The organism is Gluconobacter sp. P5E10 (assembly GCF_018812145.1).
Lineage (GTDB): Bacteria > Pseudomonadota > Alphaproteobacteria > Acetobacterales > Acetobacteraceae > Gluconobacter > Gluconobacter cerinus.
Genome location: NZ_JACRVZ010000002.1, coordinates 98,796 through 115,778, shown reverse-complemented (window position 1 = coordinate 115,778; position 16,983 = coordinate 98,796). Strand labels below are relative to the sequence as shown.

16 protein-coding genes are annotated in these 16,983 nt (G+C 55.2%); 10 read left to right on the top strand and 6 right to left on the bottom strand.

What is annotated here, in order from left to right; all coding sequences use genetic code 11:
- Positions 1-7: 7 nt before the first annotated feature.
- The gene (locus KP707_RS04520; protein WP_211502305.1) at positions 8-1,144 is read right to left on the bottom strand and encodes a hypothetical protein; all 1,137 of its coding nucleotides are present in this window, start codon (positions 1,142-1,144) and stop codon (positions 8-10) included.
- A gap of 218 nt (positions 1,145-1,362) precedes the next feature.
- Between KP707_RS04520 and KP707_RS04515 the strand changes: the two genes are divergently transcribed.
- Positions 1,363-1,773 carry a hypothetical protein gene (locus KP707_RS04515; RefSeq protein WP_211502304.1) on the top strand — a complete coding sequence of 137 codons (411 nt, stop codon included), beginning with the start codon at positions 1,363-1,365 and terminating at the stop codon, positions 1,771-1,773.
- Between the two features lie 45 nt (positions 1,774-1,818).
- Here the strand turns inward: KP707_RS04515 and KP707_RS04510 are convergent, their stop codons facing one another.
- From KP707_RS04510 to KP707_RS04500, 3 genes are all read right to left on the bottom strand, one after another.
- Positions 1,819-3,045 carry a hypothetical protein gene (locus tag KP707_RS04510; RefSeq protein WP_211502303.1) on the bottom strand — a complete coding sequence of 409 codons (1,227 nt, stop codon included), beginning with the start codon at positions 3,043-3,045 and terminating at the stop codon, positions 1,819-1,821.
- 163 nt (positions 3,046-3,208) lie between these two features.
- Complete coding sequence (gene dps / locus KP707_RS04505) at positions 3,209-3,748, bottom strand: DNA starvation/stationary phase protection protein Dps (protein WP_046900719.1); 540 nt, start codon at positions 3,746-3,748, stop codon at positions 3,209-3,211.
- A 59-nt stretch (positions 3,749-3,807) separates the two neighbouring features.
- A complete protein-coding gene (locus KP707_RS04500; protein WP_249202789.1) occupies positions 3,808-6,321 on the bottom strand; it encodes a glycosyltransferase family 2 protein in 2,514 nt (837 codons plus the stop codon).
- Between the two features lie 272 nt (positions 6,322-6,593).
- On the opposite strand from KP707_RS04500, the gene pstC reads away from it, so the two are divergent.
- From pstC to KP707_RS04470, 6 genes are read left to right on the top strand one after another with little or no spacing between them, the layout of a single operon-like run.
- Positions 6,594-7,562 (top strand): phosphate ABC transporter permease subunit PstC, encoded by a 969-nt coding sequence (gene pstC, locus KP707_RS04495; protein ID WP_046900721.1) that lies wholly within the window; start codon positions 6,594-6,596, stop codon positions 7,560-7,562.
- A complete protein-coding gene (gene pstA, locus KP707_RS04490; RefSeq protein ID WP_086633433.1) occupies positions 7,559-8,431 on the top strand; it encodes a phosphate ABC transporter permease PstA in 873 nt (290 codons plus the stop codon). Before pstC ends, pstA begins: the two co-directional genes overlap by 4 nt.
- 17 nt (positions 8,432-8,448) lie before the next feature.
- The gene (gene pstB, locus KP707_RS04485; RefSeq protein ID WP_283092261.1) at positions 8,449-9,219 is read left to right on the top strand and encodes a phosphate ABC transporter ATP-binding protein PstB; all 771 of its coding nucleotides are present in this window, start codon (positions 8,449-8,451) and stop codon (positions 9,217-9,219) included.
- Between the two features lie 6 nt (positions 9,220-9,225).
- Positions 9,226-9,945 (top strand): phosphate signaling complex protein PhoU, encoded by a 720-nt coding sequence (gene phoU / locus KP707_RS04480; RefSeq protein ID WP_086633432.1) that lies wholly within the window; start codon positions 9,226-9,228, stop codon positions 9,943-9,945.
- On the top strand, positions 9,942-10,664 hold the full coding sequence (locus KP707_RS04475) for a response regulator (RefSeq protein ID WP_046900725.1): 723 nt from the start codon (positions 9,942-9,944) through the stop codon (positions 10,662-10,664). Before phoU ends, KP707_RS04475 begins: the two co-directional genes overlap by 4 nt.
- 3 nt (positions 10,665-10,667) lie before the next feature.
- Complete coding sequence (locus KP707_RS04470; protein WP_099211736.1) at positions 10,668-11,927, top strand: cell wall metabolism sensor histidine kinase WalK; 1,260 nt, start codon at positions 10,668-10,670, stop codon at positions 11,925-11,927.
- A gap of 60 nt (positions 11,928-11,987) precedes the next feature.
- On the opposite strand, the gene KP707_RS04465 is transcribed toward KP707_RS04470, so the two are convergent.
- Positions 11,988-13,403, bottom strand: a complete 1,416-nt coding sequence (locus KP707_RS04465; RefSeq protein WP_211502301.1) for an amino acid permease — start codon at positions 13,401-13,403, stop codon at positions 11,988-11,990.
- Positions 13,404-13,572: 169 nt separating this feature from the next.
- Positions 13,573-14,814: a lytic transglycosylase domain-containing protein gene (locus tag KP707_RS04460; protein WP_211502300.1), complete on the bottom strand. Its 1,242-nt coding sequence runs from the start codon at positions 14,812-14,814 to the stop codon at positions 13,573-13,575.
- 63 nt (positions 14,815-14,877) lie between these two features.
- On the opposite strand from KP707_RS04460, the gene fliL reads away from it, so the two are divergent.
- The 3 genes from fliL to KP707_RS04445 are packed head-to-tail and all read left to right on the top strand — an operon-like array spanning position 14,878 to position 16,979.
- The gene (gene fliL / locus KP707_RS04455; RefSeq protein WP_046900729.1) at positions 14,878-15,351 is read left to right on the top strand and encodes a flagellar basal body-associated protein FliL; all 474 of its coding nucleotides are present in this window, start codon (positions 14,878-14,880) and stop codon (positions 15,349-15,351) included.
- Positions 15,351-16,457 carry a flagellar motor switch protein FliM gene (gene fliM, locus KP707_RS04450; RefSeq protein WP_249202788.1) on the top strand — a complete coding sequence of 369 codons (1,107 nt, stop codon included), beginning with the start codon at positions 15,351-15,353 and terminating at the stop codon, positions 16,455-16,457. The genes fliL and fliM overlap by 1 nt, the downstream gene beginning before the upstream one ends.
- 18 nt (positions 16,458-16,475) lie before the next feature.
- On the top strand, positions 16,476-16,979 hold the full coding sequence (locus KP707_RS04445; RefSeq protein WP_086633426.1) for a DUF6468 domain-containing protein: 504 nt from the start codon (positions 16,476-16,478) through the stop codon (positions 16,977-16,979).
- Positions 16,980-16,983 lie beyond the last annotated feature (4 nt).

Below are 16,983 nucleotides of genomic sequence, written 5' to 3'. Positions count from 1 at the left end.
CAGTTTCTTACTGACTGTGCCAGGATGCGTTACCCTTGTAATGCACCTCATACTCTTCAACGAAGTCATTGAAACGGGCTTGGTCATCTATCCGAAGCACGGGAAGCTGTGCCTTGAGTTCCAGGCTCTGGAAGAGCGCCCGGCTCACGGCACGATTCAGAACGCCTGGGCCGGTCTTGAAGGCAATGTAGAGGCCGGGATGACGGAACATGTTGGCCCAAGCCGTCATGAGGGCATTGGCGATGACCGGATGCGAGGCAGTCGCTCCAAAAAAATCATTGTGAAGGACGTAATTGTCAGTGGTGAATAGCTGGCAAGTCGTTGGAATGGTGGCGAGAGCATGCCATTCTTCATCAGACTTGATGCGCAGGTCCGCATCAATCCACCAGCCGCCTTTTGCCAAAATGACGTGCAAGCGCAAAAGATCAGCGCCTTCTGCTGGGTGACGGACCTGCTGGAAAAGGTCGGATGCTTCCTTTCCGTAGTGGTCGTACAACCACTTGGTCGCTGTTTCCCGTGTGAAGATCGTAAAGCGATCTCCCAGCATGTTCTGATGGTATTCAATATTCTCGCTGATCTCTACGGGCGGGTTAGCGTCCCAGTACATGTAGAGGTGATGGGGTATTTGAGGCTGCGACTTTGGAAAGCCATCTTCACCGAAAGAGCGGATCCAGCGGAGAGCGATTTCAAGATAGAGGCGATCGATCTCTTCGCCTGAGTGAAACTCCTCGAAGCAGTTTCCAATCAGTTTCAGGCTTTCATCGAAATTATTTTCACGCCAGGCTGCTCGAATTCCGCGGATATAATTTGCCTGCGGGAACGAATATTTTTCTAATTCAAGTATTTCTTCTTCAGGAAGCGCTTCGCTGGCTTTGAGAAGGCATAGGAGCCGAACTTGTAGAAGTGATTGCGGTAAGGGATATTCTGTTTGGCTCTTGCTGTGTAGATCCAGGGCGCGTCTATAGAAAAATGAAGCTTCTTTAACGTTGCTGTGGATATGGAGAATATTTGCGATGGCAAATGAATGCTCTACCGTATCTGCGCCATGTTTCTCGAAATATGCGAGGGCTTGTCCGTCACCTGCGAGGGTTGCCGCTGTGATGGACGGAGCATTATCGGATTCATGGTCAATATTCTGAGTCATCAATACCACTTGCGCGAATGTGTGAGCTAATCCGTAGCTTTGTCTCCTTGCAGATAGGACTACTCTGAAGCCAGGCGCAATAGGATCTTCAATTTGATTATATCTAAGACGTGCAACTCACATTTCCTGTGATCCTCAGGCATGCTATTTTCCAAACCCAATAAAATGGCGGCAATCCTCCGAAATGATAGATTCGGGGGCAGCAGGGAGAAAATTTTATGTCTGGCGAAATGCTTCCTGGCCTTGCGGTCTTGGTTGAGGGCTGGGTCATCAAGAAAGATGCAACGCTGGCTCCTCAGCGCATGACCAGCGACGATATTCAAGATCTGGCCAAGGCGACCGTCGAAACCTTGAAAGAGCGCGCTCTGGGCGATGTGGAAAATGGCTGGGGCAGCTTGCAGACATTAACGGGTGGCTGGGTTGTGCAGCGCGAGCGAGGCAAAGTACCCACCCCGTTGGGAAAAGAAGATTTTCGGAAATTTGTGATGCTGGCGCTTGAGGGAATGGCTCAGCAATCTTCAGGCACGTCTGTTGTGAGCGATGATGTCGATGACGTGTCTCTTGAAGATGAAGCACCGTCCCTTGATGCTTTTCGCTTTGCCAGAGAGCATCTCCAACGCTGCCTGTGAAGGAAATCTGGCCCCGGAAAAATATCTTTCGGGGCCAGTAAGCCCTCAGGCTGTGTACCAGGAAGGCAACTGGGTTTTGTAAGGCGTATCGAATTCTTCAATCATGTCGTTGAAGACATGGTGGTCGAAGACTTCGATGGATTTTGCAGGTGTCCGGCCCTTGAGGGACCGATGGGCAATACGGTTCAGTGCACGGTTAAAGATGCCCGGACCCGTTTTGTAGGCAATGAAAAGTCCTTGGTGCAGATAGCAGTTCCGATACAGGGACAGCAGGCAGTCCGTCAGGACGTCGCTGTTAGCAACAGATCCGAAAAAGTCATTATGAACGACGTGATTGTGCGTGAGGAAGAACGCTGAACCTTCCTTGCGCTCTGCCATGAACTGTAGCGCTGCATCGCTCTTGACCCGAATGTCGGCATCCAGCCACCAGCCACCAAGGAGCTGGATGACGTGTACCCGTAGAAAATCAGCAGCCTCAGCTGGGTGGCGGGCACTCAGGAACAGTGTGCGGGCTTCAATCCCGTAATTGTCGTAAAGCCATTCAGCAGCTTCTTCCTTATCGAAGGTTTTGACTTCAAAGCTGGAGATCGCTTTGTGATAGTCAAAATTCTTCTGAATTTCTGCTGGCGGATTTTTGTCCCAATAGAGAAACATCTTCCGTGGAATACGATTATAGATATCGTCGCCCTGCGGAGTTGCTGAAAATACAGAGGGGGAGGCTCTAAGCGCGACTTCCAATGCGACAGAATCAACTTCTTCGCCTGTATGGAACTCGTCGTAAGCATTGCCCATAATGTTCAGGGCATCACGTGGTGGCGTTCCACGCCAGGCGTGGGATGTCCCATCGATATAGTTTGCAAATGGGATGTTCAGGCTGCGCAGTTCAGCAAGTTCATGTTGCGGAACAGGCTGACCTGCCTTGAGCAGGCAGAGAAGTCGGACCTGCAAAAGGGATTGTGCCAAAGGATACTGCGTCGGAGACTTGGAGTGCAGTTCAAACGCACGGCCGTAATATGTTGCGGCTTCGGCTACGCTGCGGTTGGTGTGCAAAATATTGGCAAGCGCAAAAGCATGTTCAACAGTGTCTGCGCCATGCTGTGCGAGATATGCCGCAGCCTGAGGGTCCGGTAGTTCTGCTGAAGCGGGCGCCGGTGGCGCTGCAGGTTCTTCGGCGGCATTGGAAGGTGGCGTATCTTCTTCTCTCAAGGCTTCCCATTCGGACAGATCCCAAGCCGCGCTGTCTTGGTGTGTCGTTTGATCTTCGGAAGTCATGCCTATTGTCCCGCTTCAGGAAAGTCGTGATCAAGGCTCACCTCAGGCGGCGCCTTTTGTACCTTTATTGGTAATCGCGATATTGTTGAGGGGCAAGTGCCACAATAAAAAACGGAGCGGCCAAAGACCGCTCCGTTTTCAGGCTCAGTAATGCAGGCGCGTATTAGGCGCGCTTGCCTTCGTGGTCACCATCACGCATCTGGCCGGTCGGTTCCTGCACGTGGGCTTCCAGGAACCACAGATGCTTGTCCAGACCACGGGAAACCTCGGTGAAAAGGTCGGACGTGTCATCGTCGCCTGCTTCGTCCGTGATCTTGATGGCTTCACGCACGTTGTTTGCAACAGTGGCGTAGCGATCAATCAGAGCGGCAATATGGTCTGCAACCCGGTAGATGTCAGTCGGGTATGGCTTGCAAGATGAATTCTTGGAGACATCCTGCACAGTCCCATATGCCGTGCCACCAAGTTGCGTTGCACGCTCTGCTGTTGTGTCCACAAAATCGTCAATGCTGGTACGGAAGCCATCCAGCATTTCGTGGACACCGATGAACTGTGGTCCCTTGAGGTTCCAGTGTGCCTGCTTGGTGATCAGGGCAAGATCAATCAGATCGGCCAGACGGGCGTTAAGCGTTTCGATTGAAACGCTTTTCGTGTTGTCCGCTGTGTCGTTCTGCGTGACATGGCGATTGGACTTGGTGGCCATGATAGGTCTCCTGCAAGAGGGTTCGTTATCCGAATAAACGCCGAAACCTCAATTTGGTTTCACAGTGTTTCCGGATCCACAAGATCGAAAAATGGCTGCTGATCTACTGTAAAGTAGCGAGGATATGACGGATCCCGTTCGAAAAGTGGATTGTCACTCCAACGGGCTAGCATGGTCTGGGTTTCATGAAAGAAGCGGGCTTCATGTTCCGGGCGATCATCGCTACCCCGGGACAGGCTTTCATGATGATAGGCCACCACTTCTGCAGAGAAGATGATCCGATAACCCGCATCACGAATTTTCAGGCAAAGATCGACGTCGTTATAGGCGACTGTCAGTTCTTTTTCGTCGAAACCACCAATTTCATGAAAGACGTCTGACCGGACCAGCATCGCTGCTGCCGTGACGGCCGTGACTTCATGTGAAAGCATGGTGCGTCCAATGTAACCATATTCCGTCACTGGATCACCACGGTGAACATGAGCGCCTATGCCCGCTGGCCCGACGATCACGCCCGCATGCTGGATCGTATCGTTCGGATAGAGGAGCTTCGCGCCGACTGCTCCGATATCTGGCGCGGCGAGGGCTTCTCCGATGGCAATATGAAGCCAGTTGGAATGTTCAACGAAAACATCGTTGTTCATGAACATCAGATAGTCGGCGCTGGTCTGTTCAACAGCAAGGTTGTTGAGGCGTGAATAGTTAAAGGGTTCCTCAACCGTCAGGACTGACACACGCGGGTGCTTCTGTATCTCGCTGATGAAATCAATCGTTTCATCCTCGACTGACCAGTTGTTGACCAGAATGATATCAAAATTTTTGTATGCGGTTTTATTGAGGAGGGCATCAACACACTGACGCGTGGTTTCAACCTGATCTTTGAACGGAATGATAATGGTGACTTTTGGGGCTTTTTTTGTCAGCCACTCAACGCCATAGAGCGTGAGCCCACGGATTGAAGAGACTTTGGCTTTGATCTTTCGGCGTTTGAGATGGTCATGCACACACCGGATGCCTGCTTCGATGGCATAGGTCTTGTTGGCGACATTAACGGCTGTGGAATTGGGTGTTTTACGCCAGTGATAGAGAACTTCGGGAACGTGATGAATTTCTAAAGGCGACAGGATTTCCGTTGCCCGCAGAACGAAATCGTGGTCCTGCGCGCCATCATAGTCGGACTTCAGGTGGCCGATTTTACGCATGGTTTCTGCTTCAACCATCGTCAGGTGACAGATGTAGTTGCATCCCAGAAGATAACGATAATTGAAATCGGGTTTCAGGTTAGGTTCCAGGAAATATCCGGCCTGATCAATCTTGTCTTCGTCCGAATAAAGGAGCTTGGCCCCTGTCTCCAAAGCCGCATGAACCATCACTTCAACGGCGACATCGACCATGAGGTCATCATGGTCAAAAAAGACCACATAATCGCCTAGGGCCGCATCCATTCCGGCATTTGTTGCACCCGAAATGCCTGCATTTTTCGCGAGAGGCACAGCGCGGATGCGCTGGTCTGCTTTGCAGAACTGCTCAATGACGGCAGTCGTCTGTGCGCATTTCCCGGCATCATCAACGATGAGGAGTTCCCAATTCGAATAGGTCTGAGACAGGACTGAATTGAGGGCTGCTTCAAAGTCGCTTTTTAATGGCCGATAGGTCGGACAAAGAATGGAAACCAGAGGTTCAGTGCGGGCGCTGCCCTGAAGTTGACGCTGTTTGGCGACGCGTTCTCTCAAAAGAGGGTAATATTTATGTGCCCAGCGATTGTAGTCGCCAAGGTTATAGCCGCGTCTTGGAACAAGATCCCTGACCTCCTGACGCAGTTCAGAAAGCTTCCGGTGAAGCCCGTCTATGGTTCCCAGAAGGTCAACGAGACGTGTTTCCAAAGCATCGTCGGCAAGGGACGTGATAAAAGGACTTCCGTTCAGCTCGGTCCGGTCCGGAAGGGTGACAACCTGGAATTTGTGCGGCGCGCTCCCCCGAAGCCGTTGAGGAATGGGAATTTCGAAGCCGCAGTTCGGGTCGCACCCCAAAACGGCTGCGACATCTCCTCGATATCGGTCTGCTCTGGTTTGCGCCATTGGAACACCGTCAACAATGACGGAGATCATGCATCGACCGTGCTGCTCGGCGCCCGGCTTATCAGCACAGAGAATCCAGCCCCGAAGCGCGCCCTGCTTCACGCCATCAACAAAGCTTTGATACTGGGGTAGAAATTTTTCAGAAAAATGAATGGTGGCGGCCGGGGGAGCTTCAGGGGTCGCGGCGTCAGTTAATGGGAGAGCCGAGCGATCCGGAAACCGAATGGAAAATTCGTGACGCTTGCCGTCGATGAATTTTTCAGGGACGGAAAATTCGAACCCGACTTTTGACGTTGGGAGCTGAAGGGCGGCCTGAACATCTTGTCGCTCTTGATCGCATATGATCTGCATGACTTCTTGTTGGTCAATCAAGACGTGAAGCAGGACCAATCCTTGTCCACGGCTATCTACTGCCCAGCCGCGAGCTTTGCCGTTCTCGAACTGATCAAGATGTCCAGTAAAAGGGCCGAACGTAGTTGGGAGTGATTGCTTCAACGCCACTGGATTCCTGCTCCGTTCTATGTCTTCGTATTTTACCGAAAGACAAAATTAAGGCCTACTTTCTGGCATGTTAAATCGATTGCCGAAATGGGTCTTGGTAATCTGATTTCGCATCGGGCGAAAAAAATGTGTCGCGAGTGACATAAATCTTTCATGCCCTGCCTCGTCCACGCCGGTTGTCCTTCTGGGTTGGGACGGCTAATGCACGGAAGTGGCGGCATCTGCCGTCAGTGTGCACCAGTTATCACAGCCAGAGCCTTTGACGCATGACACTTGCCCCAGCCAGGCAACCCGAAAAGGTTTCCGTTTCCGAACATACGGAAAAGCGGAGTAACGCAGATACCGCATTTCAGGCGGTGGTCGGTGGATGCTCTCTGCTGGTCCTGATTGTCCTCGGTGGCCTTGTTGTGTTGATGGGTGTTGGTGGGCAGGACGCTTTCAAGACATTCGGTCTTGGGTTCGCGTTTCGGGATGTCTGGAATCCGGTCTCCAACGAATACGGCGCCTGGGCTCCTCTGTTCGGTACAATCATCAGCACTCTGATTGGTGTGCTGATTGCGACGCCACTGGCATTTGGAACGGCTTTCTGGCTGACGGCCATCGCTCCTCCAAAAATTTCGGCAATTGTCGGAACGGCTGTTCAGCTTCTGGCAGCAGTGCCGTCCATCATCTTTGGTATGTGGGGCTTCTTTACGATCGTGCCTTTCATGGCGCGGCATGTGCAGCCCTTTATGATGCACCATTTCCGGCATGTTCCCGGCATCAACATGCTGATCCATGGTGCGCCTTTCGGAACCGGCCTGATGACCGCGGGTCTTGTTCTGGCCATGATGATCGCGCCTTTCATGACGGCGGTCATGCGGGATGTTTTCAGCGCCATGCCCGGTATGCTTCGTGAAAGCGCCTACGGGTTGGGAGCAACGCGCTGGGACGTGATGTGGAAGGTCGTCGTGCCCTGGTCCCGGTCGGGTATGATCGGCGCTATTGTTCTGGGTATGGGACGCGCTCTGGGTGAAACCATGGCCGTGACATTCGTGATCGGAAACGTGACAGCCGTCGGCTGGTCTTTGTTCGCCCCGCGAAGCACCGTGGCCTCTCTCATTGCACTGCAGTTTCCGGAAAGCCCGGCCGGGTCGCTTCGTTTGTCTTCTCTGCTGGCCCTGGGTTTCATTCTCATGTTGCTGTCGTTTGCCAGTCTGTCTCTGGCCCGGATGCTGAGAGGGGATAGCAAATGAGCAATATGACTACGCTTTCTCCCGGTTGGGCTCCCAATCCTTGTGGCGCGCGCCGCCGCCGGAAAGATCGTGTCGCGACTATTCTTGGCATGATTGCGGCGGGCATTCTTGTGCTGGTTCTGACGTCCATTCTCTGGACGCTTCTGGCACGCGGTATCGTTGGCCTGTCCGCGGGTGCTCTTTTCAAGCCCATGGGCCCACCAGGTTCTGGCGGCGGTCTGGCAAACGCTATTCTTGGTAGCGTGATTCAGACGGCGATGGCACTTGCTATGGCCACCCCCCTGGGGCTGGGTTGCGGCATCTATCTGTCCGAGTATGGCTCCAAGCAGAACCGTTTTGCCTCGTGCGTGCGCTTTGTTTCTGATGTGCTGATGTCTGTCCCGTCCATTCTTGTGGGACTTTTCGTCTATCAGGTTCTGGTGGCGCCGTTTGGTCACTTCTCTGCCTTTGCGGGCTCCGTGGCCCTCGCCATTCTTGCTGTGCCCATCATTGTGCGCACAACGGAAGATATGCTGCGTCTCGTGCCGGTCTCGATGCGCGAAGCCGGAGCGGCGCTGGGTGCAACGCGCTGGCGCGTTACCCTTTTTCTCTGTCTGCGTTCGGCTAAAACCGGCGTTTTGACAGGTATTCTTCTGGCTCTGGCCCGTGTGAGTGGCGAGACGGCTCCCCTGCTGTTTACATCACTCGGTAATCAGAACTGGTCTTTCAGCCTGAACCACCCCATGGCCAGCCTGCCGGTGACAATCTACCAGTATGCAGGTGCATCTTACGACGACTGGGTACAGCTTGCTTGGGCTGGTGCTCTTCTGGTGACATTGGGTGTTCTGGCCATCAATATTGCCGTTCGTTTTTCGGCCCGGCGCGGATGACTTTACAGGATTTCAAAATGAACGAGACCAAGCCGCAAGTGGCCCTCGCCGTTCGCAATCTGAACTTCTACTACGGGCAGAACCATGCCCTGCACGATATCAGCATCGACTTTCCCGCCCGGAAAGTGACGGCGATGATCGGCCCCAGCGGCTGTGGCAAATCCACGCTTCTGCGGATCTTCAACCGTATGTACGATCTCTATCCGGGACAGCGTGCAACGGGAGAGGTGATTTTTGACGGCCGCAATATTCTTGAAACCGGGCTGGATCTGAACATCCTGCGCGCGCGGATCGGAATGGTGTTCCAGAAGCCGACACCGTTCCCGATGTCGATCTATGACAACATCGCATTCGGTGTGCGCCTCCATGAGCGCCTGAACAAGGCTGACATGGATGTGCGTGTGCAAGACGTGCTGACACGTGTTGCCCTGTGGAACGAAGTGCGGGATCGCCTGAATGCGCCGGCTGCGGGTCTCTCGGGCGGCCAGCAGCAGAGACTTTGTATCGCACGTTCCATTGCGACCCGCCCTGAAGTTCTGCTGTTGGACGAGCCGACGTCCGCGTTGGATCCGATCTCTACCGCACGTATTGAAGAACTGCTGGACGAGCTCAAGGAAGAGTTCACGATTGCGATCGTGACGCACAACATGCAGCAGGCAGCACGGTGTGCTGATCAGGTTGCGTTTTTCTACATGGGACGGCTGATTGAAGTGGACGCGGCAGACCGCATCTTCACCAATCCAAAGCAGCAGCAGACCCAAGACTACATCACCGGAAGATTTGGATAATCCGCCATGGCTGACAGATCTCATATCGTCAAAAGCTACGAGCAGGAGCTGGGTCAGCTCCGGTCCATGATGTCCCAGATGGGTGGCATCGTAGAAAATCAGGTTGCGTTGGCGCTTTCGGCCATCGCAGACCGGAATGAGGAAGCTGCCGATGCCGCAGCCCGTCAGGATCCGGACGTCGATGAGCTGGAGCGGGAAGTCGAAAGTCTTGCCATTCGCCTCCTGGCCCTGCGAAGCCCAATGGCCAGCGATCTGCGTGAGATCGTTGCAGCGCTGAAAATCACCGGCGATCTGGAGCGTATCGGCGATTATGCCTCGTCTATCGCGCGTCGGTCCCTTCGTATTCGCGGCGCTGACGGGCAGATTTCGCTCTCAGGTCTGCGCAGCATGGGACGTCTGGTGCAGGACAATCTGCGCCGGTCTATCGATGCGATCACGCAGCAGGATTCCAACCGGGCCATGGAAGTCTGGCATGCAGACCGCGCGGTCGATGAGTACTACACCGCGCTGTTCCGTGAACTTGTGACGTACATGATGGAAGATCCACGAAACATCCGTGCCTGCACGGAGCTTCTGTTCATTGCAAAGAACCTTGAACGGATCGGTGATCACGCCACCAATATCGCCGAGCGCGTGTTCTACGCGGTGACCGGAGACAACCTGCCAGCCGTTCGTCCACGCGGTGCTCCAGCAACTGCCGATACTTCAGAACAGCCAGACCGGTGAGCGGAAGCACCCAAATCAGGGCAAAAGGCCTTATCCTCGTTGTCGAGGACGATCCCGCTTTGCTCCTGATGATGCGATATAATCTCGAGCAACGGGGTTATCGTGTCGAATCTGCGGCCGACGCTGAGACCGCACTTCAGTTCCTCGAAACGGCGCGTCCAGACGCTGCTGTTCTGGACTGGATGCTCCCGGGAATGTCGGGGCTTGATCTGTGCAGGCGTATTCGCAGCAACCCGATCCTGCGCGATCTTCCGGTTCTGCTGCTGACAGCGCGGTCAGGCGAGCAGGATGCGATCCGCGGGCTGGATACAGGTGCGGATGACTACCTGATCAAACCCTGTAGCGTTGACACTCTGGATGCCCGCCTGCGTGCTCTGCTGCGGCGACACCAGTCTTCTTACGACGTGCTGTCTTTCGCGGATATTACCCTGGACCCTGAAACTCACCGGATTGAACGGGCAGGCCGCCTGCTGTCACTTGGGCCAACGGAATATCGTCTTCTGGATCTGCTGATCCGGAATCCCCGCAAGGTTTTCTCCCGGGAAGACCTTCTGCGGCGGATCTGGGGACAGAATATCCATGTGGAAATTCGCACGATCGACGTGCATATCCGCCGGCTTCGCAAGGCAATCAATGGCCCGAATGAGCCGGATCTGGTGCGCACTGTCAGGGCTGCGGGTTATGCTCTGGATGATGGTCCTGTCACGGATGGACTTTGACGGGTGAGGGCTGAAAGCCTGGCAGCCGTCTCTCATGAAGGTCTGCCTTTCTGGGCAGGTCTTGTTCTTGTGGGAGCCGCGGTTGCCGGGTGGGGATGTGCATTTCTGGCATTCCGGCGACCGGCTTTACCGCTGCCGGTAGTGACGGAACATTCAGCCCTGCCACCCGCAGTACCAACGTCCGAGACTGCGCTCCCTATCGAGATTTTCCCTGGCAGCGTTCTTCTGCTGGACCGTCTGGGGGCAGTTCTTCAGGCGAACGAAGAAGCACTCACACAGTTTGGCGATAGTGTGGGCGCCATTCTCCGTCACCCCGCCGCGCGTTCAGCTCTCTCGGCCGCATTGCGCGTTGCTTCTGACAGCGCAGATGACCTGCCTTCAATGTGTTCGACAACGTTTACGCTGGACGTTCCTGTCCCGCGTACGCTTCACCTGTCACTCAGACGAATTCCTGCCCAGCATGACCGGCATACACGCGTGCTTGTCATGCTATCGGATCGGAGTGAAGCACAGGTCCTGGACAGGATGCGGATCGATTTCGTAGCCCATGCCAGTCATGAGCTCCGCACGCCTCTGGCCTCTCTGAGTGGCTTCATTGATGCCCTGCGCACCGGTGGAAGCAGCATGAATGAAGGGACGCGGCAACAGTTTCTCGATATTATGGCCCAGCAGTCTGCTCGGCTGAAACGCCTGATTGATCGGCTGCTGTACCTGTCGCGCGTGCAAGCTCACGAACATCAGCGTCCCCGTGATCTGGTGGAAGTCGCGGATCTGATGGCCATTGTGCTTGGCGAAGTGGCACCCCGGTTTGATGAGCCGGGATGTTCCCTGAATCTTGCCATTGAGGATGACCTGACGATCCGGGCCGATGAGGATGAGATGGTTCAGGTGCTTCTGAACCTGATCGAAAACGCCTTGCGCTATGGCCGTGAAGAGGGGCGGCCGTTTGCTGTGACGCTGTTCGCCCGACGGGCCCCTGAGCGGGATGACCGCTGGCCTGAAGAAGGGGGCGTCCTGCTTGGAGTGGAAGATAATGGTCGCGGCATGGAAGCGCATCATCTCCCGCGGCTGACAGAACGATTTTATCGGGTGGTGGACAAGGTGGAGCCTGCCAAGCAGGGCACGGGCCTCGGCTTGTCTATCGTTCGGCACATTCTTGATCGACACGGCGGGAGACTCAGGGTCGCGAGTGCGCCGGGGCGCGGTACGACGTGCCTTGTGTGGCTTCCGCCTGTGGGCGCATTGCCAGCCGAGAATTCCTGATTTCAACCTGAGCCCATAAAAAAGCGCCCCGACAAGGAGCGCTTTTTTTTTAGTCGTAACTCAGTGGGCTTTTCGGGTGCGCGCCAGAAGAAGCCATCCACCTACGAGGATAAGGCCGATGAGCGGGATGGCACCAATGGTGATTGTGCCATCCGGATAATCGAAAGCCATCATCAGAAGAACGAATGCCAGAAACCCCAGTGTTGCCCAGTTGGTATAGGGGGCACCAGGCATGGCAAATGTTGTCGGAGCAATTTCGCCACGATTAATGGCTGATCGCAGGCGAAGCTGGCACAGCAGGATGAAACCCCACGTGCTGATGATTCCGATGGCCGAGAAGTTCAGAACCACTTCAAACACACGGGACGGGATCAGATAGTTCAGGCCAACGCCCACCAGATAAACAGAAAGCGTTGTCAGAATGCCCATGTAAGGCACGGAGCTCTTGTTCATCTTGGAGAGCATCTGAGGGCCAGATCCCCCAAGGGACAGAGCACGCAGGACGCGGCCCGTGGAGTACAGGCCTGAGTTGAGGCTGGACAGAGCCGCAGTCAGGACAACGATATTCATGATCGTGCCAACGCCCGGAATTCCAAGTGCCTGAAAAAACGTCACGAACGGGCTGACGCCAGCATGATAGGCTGTCCATGGCAGCAGGCAGACGAGCAGGACAACCGAGCCAACATAGAAGAGACCGATACGCCAGATGACGCTGTTCACAGCGCGCGGCAGAATTTCACGTGCATCGTGGCATTCGCCAGCGGCAGTGCCAATCAGTTCAATCGCCGAGTAGGCAAACACCACACCTTGCAGCAGCAGAAAGACTGGCATGATTCCATGTGGGAACAGGCCACCGTTTTCTGTGATCAGATGAAGGCCTGTGGTGTGCCCGGCCACCGGCATCCGGCTGCCGAGAATGAGGGTTCCGGCGATGAGAAATGCAGCAAGCGCCACGACCTTGATGAGCGAAAACCAGAACTCCATCTCACCGAAATAGCGGACGCCGATCATGTTCATCGTGCCAACGATGCTGAGAGCGCCAAGAGCGAAAACCCACTGGGGGACGTCCACGAAAATGCCCCAGTAGTGCATATAAAGGGCGACGGCGGTGATATCGACGATACCCGTCATGGCCCAGTTGAGGAATGAGAGCCAGCCCGCAGCATAAGCGGCTTTTTCTCCTAGAAATTCGCGGGCATAGGTCACGAAGCTACCGCTGGTTGGGCGGTACATGACCAGTTCTCCGAGGGCACGGAGAATCAAGAAAGAGAAAACGCCACAAACGGCATAGATCAGCGCAAGGGAAGGACCGGCAACCTGAAGGCGGGAGCCAGCACCAAGGAACAGTCCGGTTCCGATGGCGCCACCGATGGCGATCATCTGAACGTGTCGACGACCAAGATCCTTGTGATACCCTTCCTCGCTGATGACATCTTCCGATGGTGGAGTGTGATCGTGAGCAGGGCTGGTCGTCATCTGCGCATCCTGAGGGCCGGGATCGGCGTGGTGAATCAATGTCTGGACGTGGGTCACCTACACTTCGTGCGTGGCAGGTATGTCCAATCTGCATGGGAACATACGGCAAAGTCTGCCCATTGCCAACGAGCATTGAGTTTCCTTACGGAAATTAAGACTTTTGAGACATTTAATGTCCGGGTGGGACCGCCATGCAGGCCATTCCCTGGGCCGTCAGGCTGCTACAGGCACTGGCCGCGCCAGCCCGACTGATGCCAGCAAGACGGGCTCTATAGAAGCGTGTCCCGTGCGACAAAGTAGGCTGGACCTGAATTTGCGAGGCCTGAAGCGGAGAGAATGCAGACTGGCGAGCCATATTCGCTGCAAACCGGGCTTGCCCGGGATTCGCGAATGCTCCGACCTGGATACCCCAGTCTCCGTAAGTTCCAGGAGCGCGATAGCTGACGGCGGTGGGTGTCAGGCTTGCAGAGGAATGGGATGTTCGAGGTGGTGTGGGAATAACCGGCGCGGGCGGCAAAAGCGTGCTGGCCACGGTCGATTGTTCGACCGTGGCGGCTGGGGCTTCAAGTTGACGGTTGGGGGCCGACACCGGGGTGCAGGCCATGCTCGGGTCATAGGCCGCATCTGGGTCACAGGGGCCGAGAGGGGGAAGGTCCGGCGGCATCGTATCTGAGGGTACGGAAGTAATGTGCCGTCTGGACCATGCTTTCTGGACGCTCTGTTGTGTTGAACCGTACTGCCCTGAAGGCTGGGCCATGGCCAGTTGGGTGCTGGTATCAGGCGCTTCTGCGACCTCCATGGGAGATGCGTTCAATTGCTGTGACGACGCGTAGGCTGCCAGTGGACCCGTCATGGCGATCTGTGTGCCCAGATGCGGCGTGATACTTGCGATGTAATTGACAGTCTCGTTGGGGAGTGCGCGCCCTTGGTAGAGGTAATCCTCAAGGCGTTGTGGTCCAGCATTGTAAGCCACCAGAAATGCGGGAGCTCCGTATTTGCGAGACAGTATTTTAATATATCCGGTTCCCGCCATGATGTTGTCATGCGGTTCATACGGATCAGAACCCAGCCCGAACCGGCCCTGCATTTCAGCATAGGTCTGTGGCATGAGCTGCATCAGGCCCATGGCTCCGGCGCTGGATGTGATGGGTTGGCCATTCAGATACTGGTGTCCCCCCGATTCCTGGTGAATGACTGCTCTTATCCAGGCTTCGGGAATCGAGAAGCGACTGGCAGCCTGCTGAATGTATGGCCCCCAGGGATCACTGGCTGTGCCGGGCGCTTTGTAAGCGCCGTTTGCTGCATAATATCGATTGTAGGGCGAGGGTTGGGAGGCGCATCCAGCGAGAAGGATTCCCGTCAGACAAAGGCTTCCAGCATACAGGACAAGGGGCCTTTTCCGACGCGTCATAAACCCAATGTTAATCTTTTGCTCAGATGATGCCGTCTGTCCGAAAGAGAAGGCAGACAGGCAGTGACGACGGAGACTCCGGAACTTGAGATCCCGGCGAAAGCTGGCGGAAAACGCAGGATTATCCTGATCGCAGCAGTGCTCTGTGCCATGCTGGCTGGAGGCGGCGTATTCGCCTGGCGGCATTTCCAACATCCTGCGTCCCGTCCCGTAAAAGCGGCGTCCCAGCCGATATCCCTGACACTCATTACCATCCCGACGCTGGTGTCCAACCTCGATACCGGAGATGGCAGGGCGCGTTATGTCCGGATCAGTGCGCGCCTTCAGGTTGAAGACAGCAAAGATACGGCAAAAATCGGGCCGCTCATGCCTCAGATACAGGATGCCTTCCAGACCTGCCTGCATGGGATGCGCCCGGACGAGCTAACCGGAGCGGGAATTTATCGTCTGCGGGAAACCATGCTGGCGCAGATTTCCAATATTCTTGCTCCCTTGTCCGTGCGTGATCTCTTCTTCGTGGAAGTGCTGGTGCAGTGATGCCAGACGCACAGAAGGCTACGTCGGAAGGTGATGCAAACGATGCGCCGATGCCACGTTTTGCCCTTTCAATGGATGATCTTGGTTTTTCAGAGGATGACGGTGCGGACCGGATTCTGAACCAGGACGAGATTGATAGTCTCTTCGGTAGCGACACCCACGTGAGCGGTGGCGGCGAAGGGAGTGGCCTGGAAAAACTGCTGAGCACGTCGTTCGTCTCTTACGAGCGGCTCCCTATGCTCGAAGTGGTTTTTGACCGCCTCGTCCGGATTCTCACGACCAGCCTACGGAACTTCACCAGCGATAACGTTGAAGTCTCAATGGATCGCCTGGCTTCCCAGAGGTTTGGAGATTATCTGGAGAATGTTTCCGGGCAATCCATGTTCGCCGTCTTCAAAGCGGAGGAATGGGACAATTACGGGATTCTCGTTCTCAGCTCGTCCCTTGTTTACAGTGTCATTGATGCATTGCTGGGAGGGCGTGATCGTGTTCGTCCTCACGGCGATGGGGAGAGGCGCGCAGAAGGCCGACACCATACGGCGATCGAGCGCGCTCTGGTCGAGCCTCTGATTCGTGTGATCCTCTCGGATCTCTCCATGAGTTTCAGCCCTTTGTGTGCTGTGAATTTTCGTTTTGAACGGCTGGAACTGAATTCCCGCTTTGCGACTATCTCCCGGGCAGCAAATGGCGTGGTGTTGGCGCGATTTGGCATCGATATGGATGGGCGCGGTGGGGATGTGGATCTCATTCTGCCGCATGCAACGCTGGAGCCTGTTCGGGAAATTCTGCTGCAGCAGTTCATGGGCGAAAAATTTGGCCATGACGGCATCTGGGAAAGTCATCTTGCCCAGGAGCTTTGGAATACGGACGTCACGCTCGACGCCGTCCTGGAAGAGCAGAGCATGAATCTGCAGGACATCATGTCCCTTTCGCCGGGCGAGATGCTGGTGCTGCGCCGTGATCCTGCGGCTCTCGTTCAGCTGCGCTGCGGTGGAAAAACGATTTTCCGGGGTCGGGTTGGCAAAAAGCAGGGTCATGTCGCGGTTCGTATTGAAGAAAATCTTATTGGCGGAGGGGCCGGTGATCGCCCTTCTGCGTACAGCTGAAAAGGCGGAGCAGTTTCCATGGACAGGTTCCAGATCGTACTTGAAGTTGCTCTGTCAGCCCTGCTGCTGATTACGATTTTCTACAGCCTCTATCTTGGTCGAGCGCTATCGGTCATCCGTCGAAACCGGGGAGAGCTGGATGCCCTGATTGCGAGTTTGCAAAGCAGTAGCCAGCAGGCTCAGTCTGGTATCGACCATCTGCGTCAGACAACTGAAATGGTTGGACGGTCGCTGGGTAAAACGGTGGAGAGCGGAAAGAGTCTCAAGCGTGAACTGACGATGCTTTGTGAACGATCAGAAGCTGTTGCTCAGGTCTTGGAAAAAACAGCTTCAATCGGTCGTCCCGCCAACCCGGAGCCTCTCAGGGAGGCAGACGCGCCGGATATGGAGGGCCCTCGTTTTTCTGCCCGTCTCAGGACAGATGAAGGACGATGGGGGTCACCCAGCACATTGAAAACGCCATCCGGTAAGACTGCAGCCGAGCGCGAGCTGCTGCGTGCCCTTCGTCAGAAGCAGGTGTAACGCT